Origin of the sequence: Parabacteroides sp. B2-S-102, from assembly GCF_023656665.1 — a bacterium.
In the GTDB taxonomy this organism is placed as follows: Bacteria; Bacteroidota; Bacteroidia; order Bacteroidales; family Tannerellaceae; genus Parabacteroides; species Parabacteroides distasonis.
This window is the reverse complement of the sequence record NZ_JAMOKM010000001.1, coordinates 554,484-577,634: the sequence shown is the minus strand read 5'-3', so window position 1 is coordinate 577,634 and position 23,151 is coordinate 554,484. Positions and strand designations below refer to the sequence as shown.

At 48.4% G+C, this 23,151-nt stretch carries 20 protein-coding genes; 11 read left to right on the top strand and 9 right to left on the bottom strand.

Annotated elements, in window-relative coordinates:
- Positions 1–5: 5 nt before the first annotated feature.
- From nqrE to NBH07_RS02415, 5 genes are read right to left on the bottom strand one after another with little or no spacing between them, the layout of a single operon-like run.
- On the bottom strand, positions 6–623 hold the full coding sequence (nqrE, locus tag NBH07_RS02435) for an NADH:ubiquinone reductase (Na(+)-transporting) subunit E (protein WP_005856893.1): 618 nt from the start codon (positions 621–623) through the stop codon (positions 6–8).
- A gap of 25 nt (positions 624–648) precedes the next feature.
- On the bottom strand, positions 649–1,278 hold the full coding sequence (locus tag NBH07_RS02430) for an NADH:ubiquinone reductase (Na(+)-transporting) subunit D (RefSeq protein ID WP_005856891.1): 630 nt from the start codon (positions 1,276–1,278) through the stop codon (positions 649–651).
- Between the two features lie 7 nt (positions 1,279–1,285).
- The gene (gene nqrC / locus NBH07_RS02425; RefSeq protein ID WP_005856889.1) at positions 1,286–2,098 is read right to left on the bottom strand and encodes an NADH:ubiquinone reductase (Na(+)-transporting) subunit C; all 813 of its coding nucleotides are present in this window, start codon (positions 2,096–2,098) and stop codon (positions 1,286–1,288) included.
- Positions 2,099–2,111: 13 nt separating this feature from the next.
- Entirely contained in the window at positions 2,112–3,314 is a 1,203-nt protein-coding gene (locus tag NBH07_RS02420) for an NADH:ubiquinone reductase (Na(+)-transporting) subunit B (protein WP_005856887.1), read from the bottom strand.
- Positions 3,315–3,337: 23 nt separating this feature from the next.
- A complete protein-coding gene (locus NBH07_RS02415) occupies positions 3,338–4,684 on the bottom strand; it encodes a Na(+)-translocating NADH-quinone reductase subunit A (RefSeq protein ID WP_008772142.1) in 1,347 nt (448 codons plus the stop codon).
- Positions 4,685–4,816: 132 nt separating this feature from the next.
- On the opposite strand from NBH07_RS02415, the gene NBH07_RS02410 reads away from it, so the two are divergent.
- Together NBH07_RS02410 and NBH07_RS02405 are read left to right on the top strand one after the other, a co-directional pair.
- Entirely contained in the window at positions 4,817–6,085 is a 1,269-nt protein-coding gene (locus NBH07_RS02410; protein ID WP_005856883.1) for a type IX secretion system plug protein, read from the top strand.
- A gap of 44 nt (positions 6,086–6,129) precedes the next feature.
- Entirely contained in the window at positions 6,130–7,098 is a 969-nt protein-coding gene (locus tag NBH07_RS02405; RefSeq protein ID WP_009017467.1) for a 4Fe-4S binding protein, read from the top strand.
- On the opposite strand, the gene guaD is transcribed toward NBH07_RS02405, so the two are convergent.
- Genes guaD through NBH07_RS02385 form a run of 4 tightly spaced genes read right to left on the bottom strand, consistent with a single transcriptional unit; the run spans position 7,063 to position 11,036 of the window.
- Positions 7,063–8,403 (bottom strand): guanine deaminase, encoded by a 1,341-nt coding sequence (gene guaD / locus NBH07_RS02400; RefSeq protein WP_009017468.1) that lies wholly within the window; start codon positions 8,401–8,403, stop codon positions 7,063–7,065. The genes NBH07_RS02405 and guaD overlap by 36 nt on opposite strands.
- A gap of 12 nt (positions 8,404–8,415) precedes the next feature.
- The gene (locus tag NBH07_RS02395) at positions 8,416–9,318 is read right to left on the bottom strand and encodes a cation diffusion facilitator family transporter (RefSeq protein ID WP_009017469.1); all 903 of its coding nucleotides are present in this window, start codon (positions 9,316–9,318) and stop codon (positions 8,416–8,418) included.
- 9 nt (positions 9,319–9,327) lie between these two features.
- Positions 9,328–10,620: an L-cysteine desulfidase family protein gene (locus tag NBH07_RS02390; protein ID WP_008772137.1), complete on the bottom strand. Its 1,293-nt coding sequence runs from the start codon at positions 10,618–10,620 to the stop codon at positions 9,328–9,330.
- A 44-nt stretch (positions 10,621–10,664) separates the two neighbouring features.
- Positions 10,665–11,036 carry an Hpt domain-containing protein gene (locus tag NBH07_RS02385; protein WP_005856873.1) on the bottom strand — a complete coding sequence of 124 codons (372 nt, stop codon included), beginning with the start codon at positions 11,034–11,036 and terminating at the stop codon, positions 10,665–10,667.
- A 185-nt stretch (positions 11,037–11,221) separates the two neighbouring features.
- On the opposite strand from NBH07_RS02385, the gene NBH07_RS02380 reads away from it, so the two are divergent.
- The 9 genes from NBH07_RS02380 to NBH07_RS02340 all read left to right on the top strand — a co-directional run bounded on the left by NBH07_RS02380 (position 11,222) and on the right by NBH07_RS02340 (position 23,147).
- The gene (locus NBH07_RS02380; protein WP_009017470.1) at positions 11,222–13,144 is read left to right on the top strand and encodes an AAA domain-containing protein; all 1,923 of its coding nucleotides are present in this window, start codon (positions 11,222–11,224) and stop codon (positions 13,142–13,144) included.
- The gene (locus NBH07_RS02375; protein WP_008779905.1) at positions 13,134–13,940 is read left to right on the top strand and encodes a Cof-type HAD-IIB family hydrolase; all 807 of its coding nucleotides are present in this window, start codon (positions 13,134–13,136) and stop codon (positions 13,938–13,940) included. The genes NBH07_RS02380 and NBH07_RS02375 overlap by 11 nt, the downstream gene beginning before the upstream one ends.
- Before the next feature lie 257 nt (positions 13,941–14,197).
- Complete coding sequence (locus NBH07_RS02370) at positions 14,198–15,430, top strand: Cof-type HAD-IIB family hydrolase (RefSeq protein ID WP_005856867.1); 1,233 nt, start codon at positions 14,198–14,200, stop codon at positions 15,428–15,430.
- Positions 15,427–16,524: an isochorismate synthase gene (locus tag NBH07_RS02365; protein WP_005856865.1), complete on the top strand. Its 1,098-nt coding sequence runs from the start codon at positions 15,427–15,429 to the stop codon at positions 16,522–16,524. The genes NBH07_RS02370 and NBH07_RS02365 overlap by 4 nt, the downstream gene beginning before the upstream one ends.
- A gap of 14 nt (positions 16,525–16,538) precedes the next feature.
- Positions 16,539–18,227 (top strand): 2-succinyl-5-enolpyruvyl-6-hydroxy-3-cyclohexene-1-carboxylic-acid synthase, encoded by a 1,689-nt coding sequence (gene menD, locus NBH07_RS02360; protein WP_005856863.1) that lies wholly within the window; start codon positions 16,539–16,541, stop codon positions 18,225–18,227.
- Between the two features lie 3 nt (positions 18,228–18,230).
- Entirely contained in the window at positions 18,231–19,055 is an 825-nt protein-coding gene (menB, locus tag NBH07_RS02355; RefSeq protein WP_005856861.1) for a 1,4-dihydroxy-2-naphthoyl-CoA synthase, read from the top strand.
- A gap of 37 nt (positions 19,056–19,092) precedes the next feature.
- Complete coding sequence (locus NBH07_RS02350; RefSeq protein ID WP_009017472.1) at positions 19,093–20,151, top strand: o-succinylbenzoate synthase; 1,059 nt, start codon at positions 19,093–19,095, stop codon at positions 20,149–20,151.
- Between the two features lie 3 nt (positions 20,152–20,154).
- Positions 20,155–21,228: an AMP-binding protein gene (locus NBH07_RS02345; RefSeq protein WP_009275968.1), complete on the top strand. Its 1,074-nt coding sequence runs from the start codon at positions 20,155–20,157 to the stop codon at positions 21,226–21,228.
- Positions 21,229–21,230: 2 nt separating this feature from the next.
- A complete protein-coding gene (locus NBH07_RS02340; RefSeq protein ID WP_009275969.1) occupies positions 21,231–23,147 on the top strand; it encodes a DUF3857 domain-containing protein in 1,917 nt (638 codons plus the stop codon).
- The last annotated feature ends 4 nt before the right edge of the window (positions 23,148–23,151 follow it).

Sequence of the window (23,151 nt, the reverse complement as noted above, 5' to 3'; positions counted from 1 at the left end):
AATACTTAAATCTTCAGACCAGAGAAACACATGAATGCCATACCCATCAAACCCGTGATGATGAAAGTAATACCCAAACCTTTCAAAGCATTGGGGACATTTGAATATGACAATTTCTCACGGATAGCCGCCATACCTACGATAGCCAGCAACCAACCGATACCAGATCCTAAACCATAAACAGTGGCGACACCTACATTAGGGAACGCTTTTTGTTGCATAAACAGAGAACCACCCAAGATAGCGCAGTTTACAGCGATCAGCGGCAAAAAGATACCAAGGGAAGCATACAAAGACGGAGAGAATTTCTCGACTACCATCTCGACCAACTGCACGAAAGAAGCGATAACGGCGATAAAGATAATAAACGCCAAGAAGCTAAGGTTCACCTCCGCATATTCCGGGCCTAACCAACTTAACGCACCTTCTTTCAATACATAATTCTCAAGCATATAGTTAATCGGCAACGTACAGAAAAGTACGAATGTCACTGCTATACCTAATCCTAAAGCGGTCTTCACGTTCTTTGAGACAGCCACGAAAGAGCACATACCCAAATAGTATGCGAAGATCATGTTGTCAACGAAGATCGAGCGGACGAATGTGCTTAATAATTGTTCCATTCTATTATTCGTTTAATCGTTAACATTAATTTTCTTGAAGTTCCTTGTTCTTAGCACGATGAACCCAAATAATAACAGCGATCACGATCAACGCCATCGGAGGCAAGATCATCAAACCATTGTTCACGTAACCCAGATCATAGAATGCCTGCGGAATCACTTGGAAACCCAATAAGGTACCAGATCCTAGCAATTCACGGAAGAAACCTACGATAATAAGAATAATCGCATATCCCAGACCGTTACCAATGCCATCCAAGAACGATTCCCATGGGCCGTTACCCAAGGCGAACGCTTCCAGACGTCCCATCAAGATACAGTTCGTAATGATCAAACCGACAAATACGGAAAGCTGTTTGTTTACGTCATAAGCAAAAGCTTTCAACACCTCACTAACGATTGTCACCAAAGCGGCAACTACCACCAATTGCACGATAATACGGATACGGTTCGGAATCGTATTACGCATCAATGAAATGATCACGTTAGCGAAAGCCACGACAGCCGTCACCGAGATACCCATCACGATGGCCGGCTCAAGTTTTGATGTTACAGCCAACGCAGAGCAAATACCCAACATCTGAACGACAACCGGGTTGTTAGCGCTCAACGGGCCTAACAGAACTTCTTTATTCTTTTCAGATAATAATCCCATCTTCTACTTAATTTTGTGAGGTCAAAAATTTAACATAACCGCTCAAGCTGTTGAATAACATTTCATCCACACCTTTACTGGTAATTGTACCACCTGAGATACCGTCTACATAATCCTGTCCCGCTACGCTCTTACCCGGCTTAACAACAGCGACAGACTTGAATTCTCCACTCATGAAGATCTTCTTACCTTTGAACTCATTGCTGAACGCCGGTTTAGAGATCTCAGCTCCCAGACCCGGAGTTTCACCTTGGTGGCTGAAGTCAGCACCATAAATAGTATTCTTATCACTATCTACAGAGATATAACCCCATAACGGACCCCAAAGACCTGCTCCATGCAAAGCCATGATATATTTCGGTTGACCATCTACATTCGCGACGAAAACCGGATATTGATGCTCAGTGGCAGCCTTAACTACATCCGTAGCGAAAGCGTCGCCTTCAACCTTCTCACCATTCTCGTTTACCAAGAAAGCTTCCTTGATCAACTCGTTGTACTTGGTCTCAGCCTCAGAAGAAGAAACATTTACGTTGATAGAACGCAGAATTTGTTGTCTCTTATCGTTATCCTCGTTCTGTTTCTGAAAACTTCTCAATGATTGTGAAGTAAACGCCAATACGACAGCCACTAGCACAACCATCACAGCCGCATAAACAACCGTATAAACATTGCTATCCCGGTTTATGCCTTTCTTAGCGGCGCCCTCCTCCTTGATTTCCTCAAATTCGGAAGCAGGAGCGGAACATACCGGGCAAGTGTCAGGAGCCTTATTTCCCTCGTGGACATAGCCACATACCTTACATTTATATTTAGCCATATTCCTTCTTACTTTATTTTATTACACGTTTCAATCTGCGAGAGATATTAGCTTCCACAACATAATAGTCGATCAGCGGAGCGAACACGTTCATCAACAGGATAGCGAGCATCATACCCTCTGGATAACCCGGGTTCAACGCACGAATAATAATGGCCATAGCACCTACAAGGAAACCATAGATATATTTACCTGTCTCCGTACGAGCGGAAGTCACAGGGTCTGTAGCCATGAACACGGCACCAAAAGCGAAACCACCTAAGAACAAGTGATCCAGCGGAGATACGCACATAGCGACCGTTGTACCGACCATATTAAAGATCAATGACATGAAAGCACCACCCACGAACACGGAAACCATTGTCTTCCAACTTGCGATACCCGTAACCAACAAGATAACCGCACCGATCAAAATAGCCAATACGGAAGTCTCACCGATAGAGCCCGGGATCAAACCAATAAACGCATCCCAAGTAGAGATCGGGTTGCCTAATACGTCAACAGCTTGGAAAGAACCGATCATCTCCTTACCAGCGATAGCGACTTGTCCCAGCGGAGTAGCTCCGGAAAAGCCGTCAACCACTTGGCCAGCCCCAATACCAAACGTATCAGCCGTACGAACGAACACTTGATCACCAGACATTGCTGCCGGGTAAGCGAAGAATAAGAACGCACGTGTAACCAATGCTACATTAAATATATTATATCCCGTACCACCAAATACCTCTTTCGCGAAAATAACAGCGAAAGCAGTAGCTACGGCGATCATCCATAACGGAGTATCGACCGGAACGATCATCGGAATCAAGATACCGGAAACCAAGAATCCTTCTTGAATCTCTTCCTTCTTCACTTGGGCGACAGCGAACTCTATACCCAAACCTACCACATACGAAACAATGATCTTAGGCAATACCGCCAAAAATCCAAAAATAAAAGTCATCAAAAATCCCGGATCAGCCCCCACAGCTAAATTGTGCTGATAACCGACATTATACATACCAAAAAGCAAAGCAGGCAACAAAGCGATGATAACCACGGTCATGGCACGCTTTGAATCAATACAGTCATGAATATGTACGCCCGTTTTAGAGGTCTCGTTCGGAACAAATAAGAATGTTTCGAAACCGTCAAAAACAGAACGGAACATCGCCAGCTTTCCGCCTTCCTCAAAGTTAGGCTTAATCTTGTCGAGATAATTCCTTAACGCTTTCAATGTATTATAAGTTTTTTATGTTATTAATTCATTTCCTTATACAACAGGTTCAATCCGTCGCGAACGATCTTTTGCAACTCGATCTTGGAAGTGTCCACGAACTCGCAAAGAGCGAAGTCCTCGGGAGCCACCTCATAGATACCTAAGTTCTCCATCTTGTCGATATCGAACGCAATGATCGCTTTCAACAAATACTCCGGATAGATATCCATCGGAAACACCTTATCGTATTCATTAGACATGATCATGGCACGTTTACCACCTTTGATACGGGCGTCGATCACATATTCCTTGCTAGTACCTAACCAGCTAAAGTAACTATGGCTAGCGCTGAACTGGTTGAAACGAGGCATAGCGAAACCTAAGAACTCATGCGTCTCATCACCTTCCGGAATCACGGTGATCTGGTTATCATAAGCGCCTAGGTAACCATCCATATTCACCTTGGTACCTGTCAAAACATTACCGCTAATAATACGGATATGTTCCTGTCCTAACACTTTACCGTTAACCAAGCTCTTAATCGTACAACCTGAAATCGTTTTAACGTAGCCTCTCTCGGTAGTCTCGGAACCGGTAATAGCAACCATACGGCTGAAATCGGCGACACCCTTGTTAAACAAGCGTCCGATAACGATCACGTCTGCCGGATTAACCGTCCAAACTACCTCACCCTTGTTAACGGGCTTGATATGATTGATCTGCACGCCAACGTTCGCTGCGGGATGCGGACCTTCTACTTCCACGATCTCCACACCTTTCATTCCGCTCACAACAGAACCACTTCTTACACCCACATACACTTTTCCATTCGTTAATTTAGCTAGGGCGTTTAATCCAGTCTGGAAATCAGCCTCCTGACCTTTTACGATAAAATCGAAGTTTGGAGCCAACGGAGCGGAGTAAAAAGCCGAAACGAAGATATCACGCGGAGTATCCAATGGAGCGGCAACGATATCGTATGGGCGTTGCTTGATAAACGGCCACATACCAGCGTTCAGAAGTACCTCTTTCACCTCTGCTCCCTGTAGGGATGCTACGTTCTTCTTACCGAACTCCTCATACTCGATCTGCGCATCCGGCTTCACAACGATGCTTAGCACCTTACGCTTCTCTCCTCGGTTTACGGCAGTTACCTCGCCACTGACCGGCGAAACAAACTTGATCTCGGGGCGGTTCTTGTCAATCATCAGTACAGAACCGGCTTTGACTTTTTCTCCTACTTTCGCAACAACTTTGGGGAGAATACCGTTATAATAATCGGGGACGATCGCGTAAGACTCGCTCTTGCCGCCGTTTAACAGTACATCCGAAGCTTTGCCCTTCAGATTAATGTCTAAACCCTTTTTAATCTTAATCACATTTGCCATGATACAACTAAAATTGTTTATATGTAATTTTCCTGCAAAAGTAAACATTTTTTCATGCTTTAGAGCAGGGAAAGGCAAATAAATAGAGAAATAATTCCATAATTTTGCGTCGTTAAAGAAAGTAATAAGAAAATGAAAGTTTTTAAAATCCTATTTCTGCTGCTTATCACGGTTTTAGTACCGTTGAACGCTCAAGTGACTTACTTCACCAACGTTAGCGATAAGCAAATAAAGACCCTCCAAGTGAAGGTTGCCGGCGAGATGTTCTCCGATCCATTCATTGAACTGGGCGGTGAAAACCGTATCGAAGTTAATTTCGATGCTTTTAATCCGGGCTTCGGGCGATACGCCTATAATCTGGTTCATTGCAACGCCGATTGGACGCAATCGAATCTTTCCCCGATTGAGTATATGAATGGTTTCCAAGGGAGCACGATCGAGGATTTCGCCAATGCGATGGGTACTACGGTGCAATACACCAACTACCGATTACTTTTCCCAAACGATGACGTTCAACCGAAGGTCTCGGGGAATTATGCCTTGCAAGTATATAACGAGGATGATCCCTCCCAGATCGTATTTACCGCATGCTTTTCTATTTTCGAGCCGATGGTTAGTGTCGCCGCTACGGTGAGCGGAAATACGGATATCGATACCAATCAGTCACACCAACAAGTCAGCTTTGCGATCAATAACAAGAATTTCCCCATCACCTATCCTCAGACCGACTTGAAAATCTGGGTTTATCAGAATAACCGCAGGGATAATGCCGTAACAGGTCTTCAGCCTATGACTATTTTAGAAAACCAGATCTCTTATACGAACAATCAGAACTTGATCTTTCCCGCAGGAAACGAATATCGCCGTATGGAATTTTTGAGCAACAAATACAATGGCATGCACGTAGAAAGTATCTCGTTCCATAATCCATATTACCATGTAGAGTTGATGACGGACTATCGGCGTGACCAATTATCGTATCAATACGATCAAGACCAAGACGGCCGTTTTTTCATCCGTTGCAGTAATTGTAACGACCCGGATACGGAAGCGGACTATTACATCGTTCACTTTACCCTCGCCATGGACTTAATTCCCGATGGAAACGTGTATTTGAACGGTGAATTATATAATAATGTATTGGACGAGAAAAGTAAGATGGGCTATAATCCGGAGACGCATCAATACGAGAAATCCGTCTTACTGAAACAAGGCAGTTACAACTATCAGTACCTCTTTGTCCCTAACGGACAGACCGTAGGACAGACCGGCCCTATCGAGGGTAATTTCTTCCAGACGGAGAACGAATATAGCATTTACGTCTACTATTGTCCAATGGGAGCACGGTATGATCGTTTAATCGGTGTAACTAGTATCAGAAATACAATGCCCGTGCTATAATTATTCGCGTAAAAGGCATACTTTTACGCATAAAATAATTGAGCATGAAAACGAGACGTATTGTTATCAGTACCGTATTATTAGTCGGGGGACTTCTCTCGATCGTTCAAGTCATGCCTAAAAATCCACTGTTGATAGGCGAAAGGTTATTTCCGTATGGAGGATGGATACAAGTGATACTTGCCATGCTATACGGTGGTTGGCTCTGCTATAAGATGCAAGATCGGCAAGAACGTCCCAAATGGAGAAAACGAGCGTGGTTGTTATTCTCGATCGTTTTTTTCGGGCAACTTGCTCTAGGGATTTTTGCCGATCCTATTTTCCTTATGACCGGAAAATTGCATTTACCGATCCCTGCGGTAATCTTGGCCGGACCGCTTTATCGCTTCGAGGGATTATTCATGCCCATACTTTTTATCAGCACCTTATTACTATCCGGTCCCGCTTGGTGTAGCCAGCTTTGTTACTTCGGGGCATTCGACGCATGGAGTGCCCGGGGAAAATTGGAACGAAAAAGGTTCCCCTATCACAAGCAAATGCGATACAGCATATTATTTCTGGTTATGTTGGGGGCCATCCTACTCCGAATATTCGGAGCGAGCGGTAGGATAGCCACCGCTTTTGGAATAGCGGTCGGAGTTATCGGCCTACTTATCATGCTATTGTTTTCCAGAAAGAGACGGAAGATGGTGCATTGCAGTAGTTATTGTCCGATCGGGACTTTAGTGTCTTTCCTCAAATACCTCTCTCCTTTCCGGGTACGACTGACCACGGATTGTTGCCATTGCATGGCTTGCACAAACGCTTGCCGTTACGATGCCCTACATAAAGAAGAGATCAAGAAGGGAAAGATCGGCTATACCTGTACCTATTGCGGAGATTGCCTCTCCGCTTGCAAGCACGGGGCTATAGAATATCATTTCCCGGGATTGCGCCCGACTACTGCCGAGCGCCTATGGATCGTCGTAACGGTCGTATTACATACTTGCTTCTTGATGATCGCACGAATCTGAGCCGTATACTTGCTTGCCCATTATATAAGTACATACCGTATTCCGGTCATCGCCGAGGGTTTGCAGGCCAAACAGCTTATTCTCAATCGTCCATTTATCTCTCGAACGAAGATACTCCATACGCAATTTCTGGACAGAGGTAGCGGCATAATCCACGACTATGAAATCCGCTTCACGGCCAGGGAGGAAACTTCCGATTCGGTCGTCCAACGATAAGGCCCGTGCAGAGCCTAGCGTACATTTATAGATAGCCTCCAAAGCTGTCATCGGATAACCGTTCAACTGTTGTACCTTATAGGCCTCTCCCATCGTACGCCACATAGAGAAAGATGTACCCGCACCGACATCTGTCGCCAAGGTAGTACGTACGCCGTAACGGTTCGCTTCCCTCATATCGAATAATCCGCTTCCAAGGAAAAGGTTCGAGGTCGGGCAATGGGCGATAATGCCTCCCGTTTCTCCCAACCGCTTATATTCCCGATCGGTTAGATGGACACAATGCCCGAATATCGAACGATCGGTCAACAATCCGGCACGCTCATAGACCTCCAGATAATCCGCATGACCGGGACAGAGCGATAAGACAGATTCAATCTCTCCCTGATTCTCCGAAAGATGTGTCTGTATATAGGTACTGGGATATTCGGCATGTAAACGACCGGCAGACTTTAATTGATCCGGCGTACTGGTTATGGCGAAACGGGGCGTGATCACATAGTGATTCCGTCCTTTCCCGTCCCAATCCTCGATTAAGCTACGGCAGTCCAACTCACCCTGATGCGTGGTATCCATCAGATAATCCGGAGCGTTCCGGTTCATCATCACCTTTCCAGCCAAGACACACATATTATACTCCGTAGCCACGGAAAATAATGCGGTTACGGAAGCTGGATGAACCGTGGCATAAGCGGCACAAGTCGTAGTTCCGTTCTTCACCAGTTCCTTCACGAAAAAGCGAGCGATATCTTGTGCATATTCCATGGAAGAGAAAGCTTCCTCGGCGGGAAACGTATATTCGTCTAGCCAATCCAGAAGTTGCTTGCCATACATTCCCTGTATCTCCGACTGGGAGAAATGGATATGGGAATCAATAAAGCCGGGTGTAATCAATTTACCGGAATAGTCTGTCACCGGGAAATCCGGGTAACGGGAACGCATCGCCTCGAACGGCCCCGCCTCTACAATCTTTCCATCAACAACAGCCAGTCCCCCATCCTCAAAATAGCGGTAAGCCTCCACATGATCCAGCGGGGAAGCGATCAAATAGAACACTTCTCCCCTATATAAGTTCTTCATCATGGTCAAATAACAATTCGTTTATTTAATTGGTTCCACGTGCAAAGCGATGTGCGTAGCCTGACCGAACTTATCACGCAGATTCTGTTCGATCTCTTTCGTCAAGTCATGGGCACGAGTCACGGTTATCTGTCCGTCCACCCGTATATGCGCCTCGATAGCAAAATTATTACCGATGCGGCGGGTACGTAGATTATGCGGGCTCTTTACCTCGGGAACCTCACTAATGATCGCCAAGATCTCATCCTCCACCTCCTTCGGCAAAGATTTCTCCAATAAGTCATTAATCGCCGGGATCACTAGTTGTAAGGCTACTTTTACGATAAATAAACTGACAATCACAGCCGCCAACGGGTCCAGCACACGCCAATTATCCCCCAACAAAATCGCCCCTCCGATACCTAAAGCCGTACCGATCGAGGAAAAGGCATCCGAGCGATGATGCCAAGCGTTAGCGATAACGACTTGACTATTCTGCTTCCTTCCTACCCAAACCGTAATATGATACAGTAATTCCTTGATCACAATGGAGATAAGAGCGGCAACTAAAGCGATCATTCCCGGACTTTCCAACGGAATCCCCTTGAAATAAAAGTCATAAATCTTGTTCGCTCCCTCCCAGAAAAGACCAAAACCTACACAAAGCAAGACGATACCGACAATTGAAGTCGCCAAAGTCTCGTATTTACCATGCCCGTAATCATGGCTCTCGTCCTTCGGCTTGGAAGATATATTGACAAAAAGAAGTACGATTATATCCGTTACGAAATCAGATAACGAATGTACCGCATCGGCGATCATAGCGCTACTATGCCCCCAGATACCCGCCACGAACTTGAATACCAATAAAACAAAATTAGCGAATGACCCTAAAAGTGTCACTCGCATAATCTCTTTTTTCCTCGCCTTTGGTGCCTCCTCCATAGAATCCCATTAACAAGATTTACCGGTCATGATGTCCAGCACCAGACGATCCGTCGCCTCCATTCCTTTAGAACCGATAGCGGTCAAGTTCGCGATCGATTTATCCACATCCTCATCGATGATACCTTCCACGGAAGTCACCACCTTATCCTCCATGGCCATCAAAGCGGAAAGCATCGCCGTAGATACGCCACTAGATACTTTCATCGCACAACTCGGCTTGGCACCGTCACAGATCATTCCGGTAATATTACCGATCATATTCTTGATCGCATAAGAAATCCGCGCCTTATTTCCTCCCATCAAATAGGTGATAGCGCAACTCGCTCCCGTAGCGGCAACCACACAACCGCAAAGGGCGGACAAGCGTCCCAGACTTTGCTTGATATAGATCACCATCAAATGGCTTAACATCAACGCACGGATCAGTTGCTCTTCCGAGCATTGGATATCCTCGGCGAAAGAAAGAACCGGAAGCGTAGCGGCGATTCCTTGATTACCGCTTCCCGAATTACTCATCACCGGGATCATAGCGCCGTCCATGCGAGCGTCGCAAGCGGCGGAAGTCATGATCAACATATGCGTATAAGCGGAATCTCCCATGAACTTACGGCCGAAAGCACCCGAGACCGTCTTGCTTACGGTATGTCCGTAATTGCCTTTCATGGAAGCTTGGGCGGCTTTCTTATTCAACTCGGCCGTTTCTAAAATAAAACGAATCTCATCCAATGGCATTTCCATGGCAAACTCATAGACCATAGAGAAGGAAAGACGTAAATCCTTATTCTCACATACTTCCTCGCCAGAAGCGTTTGCCGTACGTAAATCAGTCAATACCTCCCCGTTTTTCTCTACATATATTATATGGGTATGCTCATGGCAAATGATCACCCTTGAACGATCGTTCCCTGCAGAACTTATAATTTCGATATAAAGTTTATCTACATTCTCTTTCAGGTCTATACCGATACATTTCTTGCAGACCATTTCCTTACCTTCTTTCAATCCCTCCGGAGTCAAGTCTTTCAGCACCTCTAGCCCATAAGCGGACTTACCGATGATCGATCCCAAGGCGATAGCGATAGGCAACCCCACCATGCCAGTCCCCGGGATTCCTACTCCCATGGCATTCTTCAGGATATTGGCGCTCAGATAAACCTCTATCTTCTCTGGCTTACGCCCCAGCACTTCCGCCGCTTTTGCGGCCGCCAAAGCCACGGCAATAGGTTCCGTACATCCGATAGCAGGGATTACCTCCCTGTGAATCAAATCTATAATTTGAGTTTTTATGATAGTATCCATACTGATAGTCTTTATTTAGAATTAGATAGTTAATATACAATAGATTAAGAACAAAACTCAACAACGATATCTCGCAAGGCATCGTATTGTTTTCCCAATGCATCTTCATAACGCAACGCTTCTTCCAGATTCCCTTCTCTCAACAGCGATAGTATATTATTCGATACATCGAATAGATTTACCAGACCTAAATTAGCGGCTATCCCTTTCAAGGTATGCGAATATAGCTTGGCATTCTCCAAATCCCGCTCTACTAAAGAGCTCCGTAATTTCACATACGAACCGTCTGTAGTAATAAATTTATATAGAAACTTTTTGAAGAGGCTATCACTATTCATAAAACGATCTAAGGTATTCTCTTTATCCCAAGCAGCTACATCTATTAATGCGTTATAAAAAGCATCGTTCTCATTCATTTTTTTATGATATTAGTTTTCGTACAAAATTAGGAATTTTATAGACACTACCAACGTTAGCGGTATTCTTTTTCTTTACTTACCGCAACTTGGGTACGGAACGATAATTTTAGTACTTTTGTCGCCTACTTCGGGACCTAGAACGCCCGGGCTGTATTTATCCGATTAATAGAATTGAAAAAGGAATGGGAATTTCATCGCCGCTTGTAGATTTGCAACATCAATATGATCTCCTGCAGAAAGAATATGAATATGAGAAGGAAACATACCGACAGCAATCCGAGCGTACGGGTTTGCGAAAACGAGTGGCGCAGGGCCTCTGTTGGTATCCGGTCACTCCGGGACGCAGTTATTATAACTCCTTAAACCAATTGGTGATCGAGATCGAAAGGACAGAAGACCGGGAGATCGAGCATAATTTTGAGTACGGGCGCCCGGTTTGCTTCTTTACGGCAGATATCAGTGGTAAATTTAAGTATCTGGATTTCTCCGCCACGATCAGCTACGTGCAAGAGGACCGGATGGTGGTAGTTCTCCCCACTCCTTCCGCCTTGATGGATATACAAGAAAAAAGCAATGATCTCGGCGTGCAACTCTACTTCGACGAGACCAGCTATAAAACGATGTTTTCCGCTCTCTCGGACGTGATGCGGGCAAAAAACAACCAACTCTCCCATCTTAGGGATGTATTGCTGGGGCAGGAAAAACCCGGACAGCGGGAATTATTCCCGATCCGCTTCCCTTGGTTGAACCGCTCGCAGGAAGAAGCCGTAAACAAGGTATTGGGAGCGAAACAAGTATCTATCGTACACGGCCCTCCCGGAACCGGGAAAACAACCACCTTGGTGGAAGCCATTTACGAGACCCTTCACCGGGAGAATCAAGTGATCGTTTGCGCTCAAAGCAATACCGCCGTAGACTGCATCTCGGAGAAACTGGTAGATAGAGGCATTAACGTCCTGCGCATCGGGAACCCCACTCGTATCAATGACAAGATGCTCTCTTTCACATATGAACGCCGTTTCGAGTCGCATCCGGATTATCCCGAGTTATGGAGCATCCGGAAAGCGGTACGGGATATACAATCCAATATGCGAAAGAAAAGCCGGGAGGAACGGGATACGATCCGAAACCGCCTCTCCCGTTTGAAATTCCGGGCGACCGAACTGGAAGTCAAGATCGATACAGAGCTGTTCGACGAGGCTCGTGTTGTCGCTTGCACCTTGGTTGGCTCCGCAAACCGGGTCATGATGAACCGGCACTTCACGACCTTGTTTATCGATGAGGCCGCCCAAGCCTTGGAAGCCGCTTGCTGGATAGCGATCGGCAAGGCAGACCGGGTCATACTAGCGGGCGATCATCACCAATTGCCCCCTACTATTAAATGTATAGAAGCGGAACGAGAAGGCTTAGGACGTACCTTGATGCAAAAGATAGCCCACACGAAACCGGAAACGGTCTCTCTCCTGAAGATCCAATATCGTATGCACGAGGATATCATGCGCTTCTCCTCCCAATGGTTCTATCATAACGAACTCGAATCCGCTCCCGAGGTAAGTGGGCGAGGAATCTTGCGACTGGACACTCCCATCGTATGGTTCGATACGTCCGAGTGCGATTTCACGGAAAATACGAGAGAAGAGACCATGAGCCGTGTCAACAGGCAAGAGGCGGAATTGCTCGTGGAACAATTACGCTCCTATATACAGAAAATATCCAAGGAGAGAGTGCTGGAGGAGCATATCGACTTCGGATTGATCTCCCCTTATAAGGCGCAGGTACAATACATCCGTAAATTAATCAAACAGGACGCTTTCTTCAAGCCTTTACGCAGACTGATTACCGTACATACCGTAGACGGTTTCCAAGGGCAAGAGCGCGATGTCATCTTGATCAGTTTGGTGAGGGCCAACGAGGATGGAAAGATCGGTTTCTTGAACGACTTACGGCGCATGAACGTAGCGATCACCCGTGCCCGTATGAAACTGATGATCTTGGGAGACGCTTCCACCCTTACCCGACACGCATTTTATAACGAACTCTATAATTATATCTCCCAAAGAGGTAAAATAATCACGATCAACACGAAACAAGAGCATGAACTATAAATTATTGGTACTGGATTTAGACGGTACACTGACAAACAGTAAAAAAGAGATCACCCCGTTTACGAGGGAAACCCTTCTGCAAGCGCAGGAAAAAGGATTGCATCTAGTCTTAGCCTCCGGCCGGCCCACCTACGGTATCGTGCCTTTAGCCGAGGAACTGAACATGAAGCAATATGGTGGTTTTATCCTTTCCTTCAACGGCGGTAAGGTGATCGACTTGATGACAGACAAAGTACTTTTCGAACAGGCTTTGCCACCCGATATCGTACCTGTTTTATACAACCGCTCCAAAGAAGCGGGACTGGCTATCCTTTCCTACAACGGTAAATATATCTTAAGCGAGCATCCGGAAAATAAATACGTACAATACGAATCTTTCTTAACCAAAATGAAGATCAAGGCTACCGACGATTTTCTGCGGGATTTGCATCAGCCAGCCGATAAATGCTTGGTGGTAGGCGAACCGGAGATGTTGGTATCGTTGGAAGAGAAGCTCCGCCAAGAATTAGGGAAACGTATCAACGTATATCGTTCCGAGGCATTCTATCTGGAGCTTGTCCCCAAAGGCATCGATAAGGCAGCCTCGTTATCCCGCTTACTAGAGCGAACCCGGATAAAACAGGAGGAAGTGATCGCTATCGGCGACGGTTTCAACGACGTATCCATGATCCGTTTCGCCGGATTGGGAGTCGCTATGGCCAACGCCCAGCCCCCTGTCAAGGCCAATGCCGACCGCATCACCCAATACACGAACGATGAGGATGGAGTGGCTCGTTTCATCCAAGAATTGCTTTGAAAAAACACGTACGTATTTTCCGAGAAACACGTACATGTTTTCGCGAGAACACGTACGTGTTTTTTCAGAGACATTTACACCAGTATCGACACAGGCCAATGCCTATATCGGCATAAGCCTGTACGTATATCGCCGCAAGGCTACACCGATATAGGCGTGAGCTTGCGCCGATATACGTAAATTCCTTTCATGGAAATGTCTTCTAACTATCAACTATTTTATGTACATTTGTATTCTAAACCATAAAATAAGACGCCATGAAGTACAAATTATTAGTCTTAGACGTAGATGGGACGTTGCTTAACGACAAGAAAGAGATAACTCCCCGGACCCATGCCGCCCTGTTAAAGGCTCAGCAGATGGGAGTTCATGTTGTATTGGCATCCGGCCGACCCACCAACGGGGTTCAACCCTTGGCGGAGGCTCTTGAATTGAATCATTACGGTGGTTTCATATTATCTTATAACGGAGGTCAGATCATCAATGCCCAGACCGGAGAATTGATGTTCGAGAAACGAATCGATCCGGCCATGATTCCTTATTTGAACCGGAAGGCGAAGGAAAACGGTTTTGCTATCTTCACGTATCACAAGGACTATATCCTGACCGATAGCCCGGAAAACAAGCATGTCCAAGAGGAGGCCGAACTCAATAAGATGCGCATCATCGGTGTGGAGAATTTCCCGGAAGCGGTGGATTTCGCACCCTGTAAGTGTATTCTTACCAGCGATGACGAGAACAATCTAGTGGGTCTCGAAAATCATTGGAAGAAACGTCTGGACGGGGTATTGGAAGCTTTCCGCTCCGAGGACTATTTCTTGGAGGTAGCTCCTCATTTCATCAATAAGGGAAATACGTTGGCGGTATTGATGGAGATGCTGAATATCACGACCGAAGAGGTTGTCGCTATTGGTGATGGCGTAGCCGACGTATCCATGCTTCAATTAGCCGGTACCGGCGTGGCGATGGGTAACGCACGCGACTCCGTAAAGGCTTGCGCCGATTTCACGACCTTATCTAATAATATGGATGGTGTGGCGGTAGCGATCGAGAAAGCGATCCTTGCCACGATCAAACCCACGGAGGTTCCGTTAGATCAACTAAACGCACGGGCCAAACATGCCTTAATGGGTAATCTAGGCATTCAATATACCTATGCGTCGGAGGATCGTGTGGAAGCGACCATGCCTGTAGACGAACGGACCCGCCAGCCTTTCGGTATCTTGCACGGAGGCGCTACGCTGGCTTTGGCGGAGACCGTGGCCGGACTAGGTTCCATGATTCTGGCGAAACCGGACGAGATGGTAGTCGGCATGCAAGTTAGCGGCAGCCATATGTCGTCCGCCCACGAGGGAGACACGGTACGTGCCGTCGGGACGATTATCCACAAAGGCCGTTCATCCCATGTGTGGAACGTAGACATATTCACCTCTACCGACAAACTGGTTTCCTCGGTACGGGTAATCAATAGCATACTAAAGAAGAAATGATTCCAAGAGATTCTTACGAAATAATAGACACGTTGATCAAGCAAGGCCGGAGTTTCGCTATTTGGCGTATTCCCGGTGAGGATAGGCTCCATTTCAGGATGCAAAGCGCCGGCTCTCCTTGCCTATTATACGACATAAAAGACTTAAATGAACGGAGCGGTTTTGTAATCGCTCCGTTTCAGGTGACAGCGGAACGACCTATCGTTTTAATCCAACCGGATTGCTTTGAAATCCCCTCCGAATCCGATTGGGATTTCTCTCGAGAGAAAAACGAATTCCCTTCGAATGAAATCGAAATCCCATCCGAATCCGAGGAGAAGGAACGATACGCTTACCATTTCTCCCTGTTTACCAGCCCTTTGCTAAAAGGAAGCCAAGATAAACTAGTCCTATCCCGTAGCAAAACGATCCGGAAAGATCCCTCTTTCTCACCCGGCAAGGCATTCTTCGCCGCAGTAGAACGATATATCCGCTCCTATGTCTACCTTTGCCATACCCCGGAAACCGGAACTTGGATGGGTGGGACACCGGAAATCTTGTTATCCGGCGAGAAAGGCGACTGGCAAACGGTAGCTTTGGCCGGAACCCAATCCTTACGAGACGGGAAATTACCGAAAAGCTGGGACCATAAGAATTGGAGAGAACAGCAATTAGTCGCCTCCTATATACGCCGCCAGCTGTCCACCTTGGGTATTACTCCCGAGGAGAAGGGGCCTTATTCAGCCCGGGCCGGAGAGGTTTCCCATTTGAAAAGCGATTTCTTCTTCTCCTTGCCGAATCCCGAGAAGCTGGGTGATGTCCTTCAACTATTACACCCTACTCCAGCCGTTTGCGGTCTTCCCAAGGAGGAGGCTTATCATTTCATCATCGAGAATGAGGGGTACGATCGTAGCTATTACTCCGGTTTCATCGGTTGGCTGGATCCCAAAGGCAAAACAGATCTGTACGTAAACCTCCGTTGCATGAATATCCTCCCCCAAACCTTTACGCTGTATGCCGGAGGCGGTCTGTTGGCGGCCTCGCAGCTAGAGGATGAGTGGCAGGAGACAGAGGATAAATTAGATACGATGCGGAGAATAGTGGGTAATTTATAATTTTATATCATATAATGTATAGCGATAAAAAGAACATCCTTCAATTGGTAGCCTTGCTGATAGAGCACGGCGTAAGTAATATCGTGCTATGTCCGGGGAGCCGGAACTCTCCGATTGTGCACACATTGGCAAACCATTCGTTCTTCAATTGCCATTCCGTGACGGATGAGCGAAGCGCGGGATTCTTTGCCGTAGGGCTAGCGTTGCACGGAGGTAAGCCGGCGGCTGTTTGCTGTACCTCGGGCACGGCCTTGCTGAATATACATCCGGCGGTAGCGGAGGCTTTCTATCAGAAAGTTCCGCTTGTCGTGATATCCGCCGACCGCCCCGCCGCATGGATCGGGCAAATGGACGGACAGACCTTGCCGCAACCCGGGGTGTTCGGCTCGCTGGTGAAGAAATCGGTACAGCTACCGGAAATACATACGGATCAAGATGAATGGTATTGTAATCGATTGATCAACGAGGCTTTGTTGGAACTGAACCATCACGGCAAAGGGCCGGTTCATATCAACGTCCCGATCTCCGAGCCTTTATTTCAGTTCACGACACCCGAATTGCCGAAGGTACGGGTAATCACCCGTTATCAAGGCCTAAACGTGTACGACCGGAAATATGACGATCTGATCGAGCGTTTGAACAAATATAGCAAGCGAATGATGATAGCGGGACAAATGAGCTTGATCTATCTCTTCGAGAAGAAAATATGCAAGTTACTATACAAGCATTTCACTTGGCTCTCCGAGCACATCGGCAACCGTATCGTACCGGGATTGCCGATCAAGAATTTCGACGCCATCCTGTACGCTACCCCAGAGGAGGAAAAAGAGAAGCTGGTTCCCGAGCTCGTGATCACCTACGGCGGCCATATTGTCTCCAAGCGGCTGAAAGAGTTTTTGCGGAAACACCCGCCTAAGGAGCATTGGCATGTCTCATTGGATGGGGAGGTAGCGGATTTATTCGGTAGCCTGACCACGGTGATCGAGATGGACGCTTTCGAGTTTCTGGAGAAAATCGCTTATATGCTGGAGAATAGGCAGATTGAATATCCGAAGGCTTGGGAATATAAATCCCGGAATCTGCCGGAGCCGGAGTTCGCTTACTCCGAAATGGCGGCGATCGGTGGTTTGATACGTTCGCTTCCGGCTGAATCGGCCTTGCATCTGGGGAATAGCTCCACCGTACGTTACGCACAATTGTACACCGTACCCGAGACGGTTGAGGTTTGTTGTAACCGAGGTACGAGCGGGATCGAAGGCTCCTTGTCTACGGCTATCGGATACGCCTCGGCCTCGCAAAAACTAAACTTTATCGTTATAGGCGATCTTAGTTTCTTCTATGATATGAATGCGTTGTGGAACGGAAACTTGCACAATAACCTTCGTATCCTGCTCTTGAACAACGGAGGTGGTGAGATCTTCCAAGCCTTGCCAGGATTCAAGATGAACGAGCGTACGCACCGTTACGTCACCGCCTCCCACCAGACCTCAGCAGAGGGATGGGCCACGGAAAGGGGATTCTCCTACTCCGCCGTTCATAACGCCGAGGAGTTGGCAGCTGCGATGAGCGCCTTTACCCAAACGGAGCAACCGAGCGAACATCCCCTATTCATGGAGGTTTTCACGGACAAAGCGGAAGACGTACGATTGCTCAAGGAATATTATCATCAACTAAAAAATTCATCCCAAGCACAAAACATATAATATATGGAAACGAAAAGAGAATGGACAACCATCAAGGAATACGAGGAGATCTTATTTGATTTCTACAACGGCATCGCCCGCATTACGATAAACCGGGAACGGTATCGCAACGCTTTTACCCCGACTACGACCACGGAGATGAGCGACGCCTTTTACATCTGCCGGGAACGTCCGGACATTAACGTAGTCGTTCTGACAGGAGCCGGAGATACGGCGTTTTGCGCGGGAGGCGATATGAACGTGAAAGGACGTGGCGGCTACGTGGGTAAAGACGGCGTACCTCGCTTGAACGTATTGGACGTACAAAAGCAGATCCGCTCTCTCCCGAAACCCGTCATCGCGGCCGTGAACGGTTTCGCTATCGGCGGCGGACACGTATTGCACGTGGTTTGCGACCTTACGATCGCTTCCGAGAACGCTATCTTCGGACAGACAGGCCCTCGTGTGGGTAGCTTCGACGCCGGGTTCGGCTCTTCTTACCTCGCCCGTGTGGTCGGACAGAAAAAGGCCCGTGAGATCTGGTTCCTATGCCGCAAGTACAATGCACAGGAGGCTTTGGATATGGGTCTGGTAAATAAGGTAGTCCCCTTGGATAAATTAGAGGACGAGTACGTTCAATGGGCCGAGGAGATGATGTTGCTTAGCCCGTTGGCCTTGCGCATGATCAAGGCGGGCTTGAACGCCGAGTTGGACGGACAGGCCGGTATACAAGAGTTGGCCGGAGACGCTACCATGCTTTACTATATGACGGACGAGGCGCAGGAAGGCGGCAAGGCATTCTTGGAGAAACGCCGTCCACGCTTCGAGGATTACCCGAAGTTCCCGTAAAGGGAATTGAGAATTGAGAATTGAAAATTGAGAATGAATGGTGAAGGAGAGGTTTTATAAAACAGAGGTGGTTCCCCGGTGCTTGACTTTCAAGCGACCGGCAGGAACCTCACGGGGTGTTTACACGACCCGGAAATTGTGGGAGGTCCGAATCCGCAAGGAAGACGAACCCTCGGTTATTGGTATCGGAGAATGTGCCCCCCTGCCGGATCTCAGTTGCGATTATGGAGTGGATTACGAGATCACGTTATCCAAGGCTTGCCTCGATCTGGAACAGAAGGGATATGTTGACACCGAATCTTTGCGCCATTACCCATCCATCCTTTTCGGATTGGAAATGGCCATGCGTCATTATGAACAGGGTGGTTGGCGGCATTACGACACGCCCTTCTCGCGGGGGCAAGCGGGCATCCCCATTAACGGACTGATCTGGATGGGCGATTATAAGTACATGCTGGAACAGGTAGAGGAAAAGATGAAGGAGGGCTTCCGCTGCGTCAAGCTGAAGATCGGCGCTATCGATTTCGACCGGGAACTCTCTTTATTGAAACACATCCGTGCGCATTTCTCTGCCAAGGAAATAGAGCTTCGGGTAGACGCCAACGGCGCTTTCACACCCTCGGAGGCGATGGACAAACTGAAGCGGCTCGCCGAGATGGACTTGCATTCCATCGAGCAGCCTATCCGTGCCGGGCAGTTGGAAGAAATGGCACACCTTGCGGCAGAGTCACCCCTTCCCATCGCTCTCGACGAGGAACTGATCGGCTGTAACGCCCCGGACGAGAAACGGCGGTTGTTGGAAACGATCCATCCCCAATACATTATATTAAAGCCTTCCCTCCACGGAGGCATCGCCGGATGTACGGAATGGGTTCACTTAGCGGAAACTATCTTAGGGAGTACCCCCGAGCGACCCAAATGGTGGGTCACCTCCGCTCTGGAATCGCAAATCGGACTGAACGCTATCGCCCAATGGTGCGCCACGTTAGGTAACCCGCTACCGCAAGGTCTGGGAACCGGCGAGATTTTCAAGGATGATAAACATCGGTTAATCCAACGAAAAGGAGACACCATCTGGTTCTCCAACGACCTTTGACCTATGCCGATACAAGATGATTTACAAGCATTCTTAGCTGAATGGCACGATCCCTCCCCTTTTCTGGAAGTCCAGACCTCCGGCTCCACCGGTACGCCCAAGCGGATGAGAGTGCGCAAGGACCGGATGCTGAACAGCGCCCGGCTTACCTGCGATTATCTGGGTCTTAAGAAGGGCGACAAGGCCCTGTTATGTATGCCCCTGCGCTATATAGCCGGAAAGATGATGGTGGTCCGCTCCCTATACGCCGGACTGGATCTGGAGGTGCGTGAGCCCTCCGGACACCCGTTGGCGGATTGGGGGGATACGCCCCTGCGCTTTGCCGCCATGATCCCCTTGCAGGTTTACAATACGTTGCGAGTACCCGAGGAACGTAAACGGCTGGAGCAAACGGATATCCTGATTATCGGCGGCGGGGCGATCGACGCGGCCTTGGAACAGGAGATACGGCAGATGCCAAACACGGTTTATTCCACCTACGGAATGACGGAGACGCTGTCTCACGTCGCCCTGCGCCGGCTGAACGGGCCGGAAGCCTCGCCCTATTACCATCCCTTCTCCTCGGTGACGTTATCCTTGTCGCCGGACAATACCTTGGTGATAGACGCCCCATTGGTTTGCGACGAGCGGCTGGTGACGAACGATGTCGCCCGCCTGCTGCCGGACGGGAGTTTCGCCATTATCGGAAGGAAAGATAATATCATCAATAGCGGAGGTATCAAGATACAGATCGAGGAGGTGGAAGAGCGGCTACGGCCCTACATAATGGGCGATTTCGCCATCACCTCCGTACCGGACGAGAAGTTGGGCGAGGCAGTAACGTTGCTCACCGAAGTTACCAACGCAACCGGAAGCCTGCTGCCAACGCAACCGGAAGCCTGCTGTCAAGGCAATCGGAAGCCTGCTGTCAAGAGAACTGACAGCCTGCTGTCAAGAGAGCTGATGGGATGCCTCCCCAAATACCAACGCCCGAGATTCGTCTTGAAGGTAGAGGCCATCCCCAAAACCGGAAGCGGCAAGATCGATCGTGCCGCCTGCCGGGAGCTAGCGAGAAATATCATCACAAAAACACTATAAACATGAAAAGGATTCTAACAATCACCGCGGTCTCCCTATTGGCCTTATCGCCTATGTACGGGCAGGAAGCCTACGCGGGATACGACTGCGTCACCTTGCTGGACAGCACCGCCGTCACGGTACAACCTACCGGCTCGGGGGCTTTCGCCGTATGCAAGGCTTTTAAGGTACAGACTCCCAAGGGAGCCGTCGCCAACCGTATCATCAAATACGATTACGACCCGCTGACGGCGCATGCCGAGTTTCGTTACGCCACGATCTACCGTGCGAATGGCGACGTGATCAATCTCGACGTGACTGGGGCTTGCGACTATGCCGCCCCCGCACGTGCCATCTACTGGGGCGCCCGGCAGATCATGCTGGAAGTGGGCCGCCTGCAACCGGGAGATGTCGTGGAGTACGAGATCGCCAAGAAAGGTTTCACCTACGCCTTGCTGACGGCGGGCGACGACGAGCGTTTCATCCCTCCTATGCGGGGACAGTTTTACGATATCGTCCCCTTCTGGGCTACCGAGCCTACCGTGCGTAAGGTATACCGGATATCCATGCCGATGGAGAAAGAGTTGCAATTCCAGTTCTACCAAGGCGAATGTACCTCTTCCATGCGATATGAGGATGGACGGAAAGTATATACCTTCGCCTCCGACGATATCCTTCCTTTCGCCAAGGAACCGAATATGGTAGACCTATTCGACGCAGCCCCGAAGCTCATGATGTCCAGCACGCCCCGCTGGGAAGATAAATCCGTATGGTTCAATAAGGTTAACGAGGATTACGGAAGCTTTACCGCGATCCCGGAAGCCCAAAGGAAGGTAGACGAGCTGATCAAAGGCAAGAAGACGGAAATGGAGAAGATAGCCGTGCTGACCCACTGGGTGGCCGATAACATCCGTTACTCCGGGATCTCGATGGGTAAAGGCGAGGGTTTCACGCTTCACAACCTAAAGATGAATTATACCGATCGTTGCGGTGTCTGCAAGGATATCGCCGGTACGTTGATCGCCTTCCTCCGCATGGCCGGATTCGAGGCTTACCCGGCGATGACCATGGCGGGAAGCCGTGTAGAAAGCATCCCCGCCGACCATTTCAACCATTGCGTGGCGGTGGTAAAACTGGCTAGCGGCACGTATATGCCTCTCGACCCGACTTGGGTTCCTTTCTGCCGGGAATTATGGAGTAGCGCCGAGCAACAGCAGAACTACCTCCCGGGTGTGCCCGAAGGCTCCGACCTCTGCCTGACCCCTGTCTCCGCCCCAGAAAACCACTACGTCCGCATCCACGCTGACAACCGCCTAGACGAGAAAGGCACGCTCCGCGGACAATTCACGATCACCGCCGAGGGACAGTCCGACAGCAATATCCGCCGCATCTTCACCACCGGATGGCAATCCGACTGGCAGAACACGATGGAGAAGCAATTGCTGGCCGTATCCCCCAACGCCAAACTGCTTCGTGTAGATTACGGTAAGGACCCGAAGAACTATCAAGCGGCCCCTATCAAGATCACGTTCTCTTATGAGATCCCCGATTATGCGATCATCGCCGGAGACCAGATGCTTATCAAGCCGCTAGTCATGAATAACCTCTACAATCAAGTGAAGAGTTTCTTGCGTATCGATACGAAACCGGAAAACCGTGCGTATGGATTCAAGGACGCTTGCTCCCGTTTGGTAGAACAAGATGAGACCATCCGTCTCCCCAAAGGCTATACCCTCCTGAACGCCCCGAAGAATGACGCCCTGCGAAGCAATGCGGCCGATTTCGAAGGTTCCCTTTCACAGGAAGGCGACCGGAACATCGTCTTGCGCCAGAAGCTAGCGTTGAAGAAGCGTGTCTACGACGCGGCTGACTGGAAAGGCTTCCGTTCCGCCGTGAACGCCTATAAGAGTTATGGTGACTATTTGATTATCAAGAAATAAAAAA

Coding starts and splice junctions, on each gene's coding strand:
- NBH07_RS02385 (WP_005856873.1), bottom strand. CDS start 11,036: ATGAATGAGAACGATGCTTTTTATAACGCATTAATAGATGTAGCTGCT.
- menB (WP_005856861.1), top strand. CDS start 18,231: ATGGAAACGAAAAGAGAATGGACAACCATCAAGGAATACGAGGAGATC.
- NBH07_RS02340 (WP_009275969.1), top strand. CDS start 21,231: ATGAAAAGGATTCTAACAATCACCGCGGTCTCCCTATTGGCCTTATCG.
- NBH07_RS02345 (WP_009275968.1), top strand. CDS start 20,155: ATGCCGATACAAGATGATTTACAAGCATTCTTAGCTGAATGGCACGAT.
- NBH07_RS02390 (WP_008772137.1), bottom strand. CDS start 10,620: ATGGATACTATCATAAAAACTCAAATTATAGATTTGATTCACAGGGAG.
- NBH07_RS02395 (WP_009017469.1), bottom strand. CDS start 9,318: ATGGAGGAGGCACCAAAGGCGAGGAAAAAAGAGATTATGCGAGTGACA.
- NBH07_RS02410 (WP_005856883.1), top strand. CDS start 4,817: ATGAAAGTTTTTAAAATCCTATTTCTGCTGCTTATCACGGTTTTAGTA.
- NBH07_RS02375 (WP_008779905.1), top strand. CDS start 13,134: ATGAACTATAAATTATTGGTACTGGATTTAGACGGTACACTGACAAAC.
- NBH07_RS02365 (WP_005856865.1), top strand. CDS start 15,427: ATGATTCCAAGAGATTCTTACGAAATAATAGACACGTTGATCAAGCAA.
- NBH07_RS02350 (WP_009017472.1), top strand. CDS start 19,093: ATGGTGAAGGAGAGGTTTTATAAAACAGAGGTGGTTCCCCGGTGCTTG.
- nqrC (WP_005856889.1), bottom strand. CDS start 2,098: ATGGCTAAATATAAATGTAAGGTATGTGGCTATGTCCACGAGGGAAAT.
- NBH07_RS02380 (WP_009017470.1), top strand. CDS start 11,222: ATGGGAATTTCATCGCCGCTTGTAGATTTGCAACATCAATATGATCTC.
- nqrE (WP_005856893.1), bottom strand. CDS start 623: ATGGAACAATTATTAAGCACATTCGTCCGCTCGATCTTCGTTGACAAC.
- NBH07_RS02405 (WP_009017467.1), top strand. CDS start 6,130: ATGAAAACGAGACGTATTGTTATCAGTACCGTATTATTAGTCGGGGGA.
- NBH07_RS02430 (WP_005856891.1), bottom strand. CDS start 1,278: ATGGGATTATTATCTGAAAAGAATAAAGAAGTTCTGTTAGGCCCGTTG.
- menD (WP_005856863.1), top strand. CDS start 16,539: ATGTATAGCGATAAAAAGAACATCCTTCAATTGGTAGCCTTGCTGATA.
- NBH07_RS02370 (WP_005856867.1), top strand. CDS start 14,198: ATGAAGTACAAATTATTAGTCTTAGACGTAGATGGGACGTTGCTTAAC.
- NBH07_RS02415 (WP_008772142.1), bottom strand. CDS start 4,684: ATGGCAAATGTGATTAAGATTAAAAAGGGTTTAGACATTAATCTGAAG.